This is a genomic window from Syntrophobacterales bacterium (assembly GCA_031274925.1).
In the GTDB taxonomy this organism is placed as follows: domain Bacteria; phylum Desulfobacterota; class Syntrophorhabdia; order Syntrophorhabdales; family Syntrophorhabdaceae; genus PNOM01.
The window spans coordinates 1-4,521 of record JAISPL010000031.1 but is presented as its reverse complement, the minus strand read 5'-3'; the positions used below and the strand labels follow the sequence as shown (position 1 = coordinate 4,521).

At 46.8% G+C, this 4,521-nt stretch carries 4 protein-coding genes; 1 reads left to right on the top strand and 3 read right to left on the bottom strand.

Features of this window, described 5'->3' with window-relative positions; all coding sequences use genetic code 11:
- Window positions 1-660: 660 nt before the first annotated feature.
- From LBQ00_05955 to LBQ00_05945, 3 genes are read right to left on the bottom strand one after another with little or no spacing between them, the layout of a single operon-like run.
- Window positions 661-1,479 carry an alpha/beta hydrolase gene (locus LBQ00_05955; protein ID MDR2018396.1) on the bottom strand — a complete coding sequence of 273 codons (819 nt, stop codon included), beginning with the start codon at window positions 1,477-1,479 and terminating at the stop codon, window positions 661-663.
- An 18-nt stretch (window positions 1,480-1,497) separates the two neighbouring features.
- Window positions 1,498-1,731 carry an FAD-binding protein gene (locus tag LBQ00_05950; protein MDR2018395.1) on the bottom strand — a complete coding sequence of 78 codons (234 nt, stop codon included), beginning with the start codon at window positions 1,729-1,731 and terminating at the stop codon, window positions 1,498-1,500.
- Window positions 1,732-2,751 carry an FAD-binding protein gene (locus LBQ00_05945; GenBank protein ID MDR2018394.1) on the bottom strand — a complete coding sequence of 340 codons (1,020 nt, stop codon included), beginning with the start codon at window positions 2,749-2,751 and terminating at the stop codon, window positions 1,732-1,734.
- Window positions 2,752-4,081: 1,330 nt separating this feature from the next.
- On the opposite strand from LBQ00_05945, the gene LBQ00_05940 reads away from it, so the two are divergent.
- Entirely contained in the window at window positions 4,082-4,486 is a 405-nt protein-coding gene (locus LBQ00_05940) for a hypothetical protein (GenBank protein ID MDR2018393.1), read from the top strand.
- Window positions 4,487-4,521 lie beyond the last annotated feature (35 nt).

The following is a 4,521-nucleotide window of genomic DNA, read 5'->3' as shown; positions in this document are numbered from 1 at the left end:
TAGTTTTTAGATTCACGCCATAATGTACTGCAAGCTTTATCAGGCTTTCTTGACTATTTTATTATTTCTCTACGCACTACCTGAGTTGTCCTGGCGTGAGCATGTAGTACATGTCCCATAGTTTTTACCTTCTTAAGTAAGGTATGGTGTATATGCCGTTAGTCGTAAGGGGGTAGACAGCTAGACAGGCCCTAGGAAAGCTTTTAATCGGGATGAGGTCCGGTCTTAAATCATTAAACGCAGTAGAGCCTCTGGCTCCCTCCCTATGTGCGATCAGGAGAAGCCGTCTGTTGATAAAGCAGACTTCAGCGAATCTGCAGGTCCTAGAGAAAGCTGAGCATCTTTGTAATATTGGGCCGTTAAGGCAGTGAATGTATGCCGCTTGATTCTTAAGATGTCATATATTTTTTTGCAAAAAAACAGCGGTCTGGTTTTCTTTTGCTGTGAATTGGACCCTTTATTTGATTTTCCTTGACCAGTTTCCGGTATTTGGCGAGTAATTTCTTTGTCTATATTGTCGAGTCATTAGATTATTTCCTTGTTTACTTCCATAAGCCTTCTTTGATATTCTTCTCTATCTATAATAATGCTTTATCGGAGGAAACCAGGGGCCGGATATCGCAAGGCGGCAGTCCTCCAATCCTGGATCAAAGAACTTATTTATGCCAAGCATGTCATTTCGGGGCGCCCCTCTCTTGATTCTTTGCCCTTTGTGATTCTGGCAATGAACTCGACTATGGCGCGAATATAATCGTCCGGGCGCTGATCGTACGTGTTGTGGCCGCATTTCGGGAACACTGCCAGCTCTCCTTTTATCAGATTGCGGTAAAATGCGATAGATTGTTCCACATCAAAGATAGAACTTCTGTCAGGATAGATTACCAGGGTAGGGCAGGGAACAAAAGGGAGTATGGGTCTTAGATCGAAAAGACCGGTGCCGTATTCACCACCTGATTTAGCGAACTGATTATAGTTCCATTCCGCAAATTCCTCTCCATGCCACTCAATCATCCGGGCCTGTAACGCAGGAGCCAAATCCCTGTAGGTATTGACCAACTTCAGGGAATTAAGCTCAGTCATCGGGATTTCACTGTAACACTGGGTACTGGATGTGGTGAGAGTCATAACTTCTCCCGGATATTTCACAGAGTAGTCGACCCCAACCACGCCTCCCTCGCATTGTCCCACGATATGGCACTTATTGATTCCCAAGGTATCTTTGATGGCCTTTAATTCCTCTACGCTTTCCGTCCGGTATCGGTCACTCTCGTAAAATTCCTGAAAATTACCCCCCCGGTCCGATTGGCCGAAGCCGCGCCGGTCGAACATAACAACCCGATAACCTTGGTCAACAAGGGCTGGACAAACCTTCTTCCATATTTTGGAGCAACCGAAACCGTGATGCAGGAGCATGATAGTCTCACCTTCACCGTGGACTTCATAATAGATATTGAGCCCGTTTATTTTTTCAAAAGACATGTATACCTCCTTAAATGATCAGGGTTTGGGCACGGCAGTTTTCTTCTGTATGTTTCCTGCCATCTGTTTTGCAAACTTGACCGCATTTTTATCTGCTATTCTCGCGAAAGTAATAGTTTTGAAAATGGAATTGCCATTATGACGGTTCGCTCCATGTATGCTGCCCGTTACTTCACCGGCGGCAAAAAATTCCTGGATCAATTCCCCCTCCTCACTGATCCCCCTCGCCTCTGTATTTGATTTTCGATCCACTCATCGTATAATGTCAGGCGCTATTTTGATGGCATAATAGTTCGGTGCCTCTATCGGGAGCGGTATATCGGGATGCTTGAACTGCAAATCAGCATTCGACGCATAGAATCCGTTATAATTATTTATCGTTGTCTTCATGGCTTCCTGGGGCGGCACTTTGATCTTTCCGGCGAGACCTTTCGGGTTGATGTCTTGCTTTACAAGATTGGATTGATAACTCTCAAACTGTTTCAGGTTATCATGTATCTGCCCATTAAAGATGTGCGAGACGATGGTTTCTCCTTTGGATTTGTGGGCCCGGTCCACGCTTGTCTCGCCTGGACGCCCTATATCGCTGAGATCGGCTCTGAGCTTGGTCAGCTGTTCAACCGAATCAATTGATTTTTCTGCAAAGACCTTGGGCAATGCCGGGTCATTGAGATGCTTGCCGCCTGTCATTTTGTCCTTGTACGTGCGGTCCGGTGAGCTGGTTATGCCCCTTTTCTTCTGAAATTTTATATCTGCCGCATTCATTCTGTCGGCGGCCAGCACGCTGTTTCCACCGGTAATCGGCTGTTTTTTGAGGACGACTATCTTTGTGCCTATGTCACGGGCGGTGATGGCGGCAACGAGTCTCGCTGCTACCGATCCTATTGCCATTATGTCGGTTTTCTCAAAGTGTATATTCTTGGGCACCGCAATGTCAGGTGCCGCCGCAACAGGTCTTTGTTTCCCTTTCTTCTTCGTGTCCAGAGTGTCTCCCTGGATCTTTATGCTTAAAGTATGGCGGTTGGAACAGTAAGATGTTGATGGCGTATGGTCACGATGGCATGTCATGCAAGCAATCTCTTTGAGATGAGGATTGTATGGATTAATACAGTCCTTTTTGATTGAAGCAATTTTGTCCAGTGATCCGCGGTACTTCATGCAGGCCCAATTTTTGTGTGTTTCTGGGCTATCAGAGATCAAGTTCTCATTGTGACACGCGCGGCAGAATAGGCTGTTTTGACCGTAGAATACTCCCAGGAAGCCAGATTCCATCCATGAAGTCATGCTATTATTGATCATATTTATCTCACTGCGGGTAAAAGCGCCCAGAAACTTTTTCCGGCCGATTACCGTGAAGGTTTTGCCTAGACCCAATCGGTGGCAGCCGACACAGTCGGCGCCTGACGCATGAGGATCTGCCATATCTATTTTTCCGGCTTGTGATAGCCCAAGCCAGATCTCAATGTCACTACTCCTTACGACTTTGCGGTCCTCAGATAAAACCTCTTCCAAGCCAGAGTAGTACACTTTGCACAAGTGTTTCCCGGGGATCTTTGAATTTGTTGCGTGAGAGGAGTGCGCCCCGAGCGTCATTGCGATACTAAGGCAACCAGATCGTCTTCTTCGTATTGTACATCTTTATGGATTTCTCTGTTTTTCCACAAGCCGTCGTAAAAAATCATTAACCCAATAATCCATTCTCTCTTAATCCGGGATGGTTTACAACAAAAAAACGAAATATCGCATATTCGATCCTCTTAATCCGGGATGATTCCATAAATAGAAAGACCATACAGACCTTTTTCAGTTCCAGACACTCTGTCCCCATGCTTTCGATCATCCGGATGCCTTCATCTTTTAGCGCACGAATCAAGGGTTCTCTTCGGAATAATCGTGTCCTCGCGGTGACTATCGACTCTGCTTCGATAATTGATTCTTCCCGATCTTGGTGCCCCCATGTTTGACGGAACCTATCCTGATGATCAACTTTTCTCGCCCGGTAACTATGGAGCGCGGTCACGCGGTGGCACAATATTGCACACCGTGCTTTTTTCCAGTAGCATGGGGTGGAAGTTTTGTCACCGCGAAGGTAAGACCGATCCTGAGTAATACCGCGTCCAAATATGATCCCTCACGGCCTCTTTTCTCAGGAAGCAATCTTGCCGCCATGGTGAGAGGCATTGATTCTCATTCGGCCGGCATTTTGCAACAGAGGCCGATTAAGATATATGAAAACGAATTCTCTCTTGATGTGCAGATTGCAAAAACCATTCTGTATTGTTTTCCTGGGATGTACCTTATCAGAGCAGGTCGCTTATATCCGGTCAAATCTTTCTCCAACAGACGGTCCTTATGGGGGGTGTAAACGCTCCGTCAGTCTGCGAATCTTTCTGACAAACATGAGTCCGGTTGCGAGCCCCGAGATACATTCAGTTCAATTGTTCTGTGGCCTGACAGTTCGATACCCGGCCAGAAGGCGCGTCCCGGGGAGACCTGACCGGACAGAGCCTCTACCCATAGATGACCGGGGCGGAAGTAGTTTGACCTGTCCTTAAAAGGAGAAGGAGTGTATAATGATAGACGGTTAGGCAGGAGGATTTATATGGAAATTAAAATAAGAAGAACGGGAGATCAGGTAGTCAACGGAGACCCAGGGGCTCTTGATGTGACAAATACTTACAGAGTTACAGAGGGAGGTAGAGAGTTCCATATTACCTTTCGATCTCACAGGTATGGCGCCAGCCTTGGCATGGCCGGCAAAGATGGCGTTCTCTACACTGATAAGGATGAAAACAGTGTGCACCGACACGTGCTCGCCGTAGGCAGGGGCTGCGGCATAGGAGTGGAGAGTGATGAATTGGTTGAGGGACTCTCTCCCATGGCGGTCCGTGGAGTTATACTCGCAGGCCAAAGGAACGTAACTGGAGAAATTACACTGGAGCAGTCGGAAGACGGCACGAGGATATTGATCGACGGGTTGATAACCGACTTGGATCAATACCTGTAAAGATGATTTCACAGATTCAACTTCTCAATCTCCTC

Coding starts and splice junctions, on each gene's coding strand:
- LBQ00_05945 (MDR2018394.1), bottom strand. CDS start 2,751: ATGGAATCTGGCTTCCTGGGAGTATTCTACGGTCAAAACAGCCTATTC.
- LBQ00_05955 (MDR2018396.1), bottom strand. CDS start 1,479: ATGTCTTTTGAAAAAATAAACGGGCTCAATATCTATTATGAAGTCCAC.
- LBQ00_05940 (MDR2018393.1), top strand. CDS start 4,082: ATGGAAATTAAAATAAGAAGAACGGGAGATCAGGTAGTCAACGGAGAC.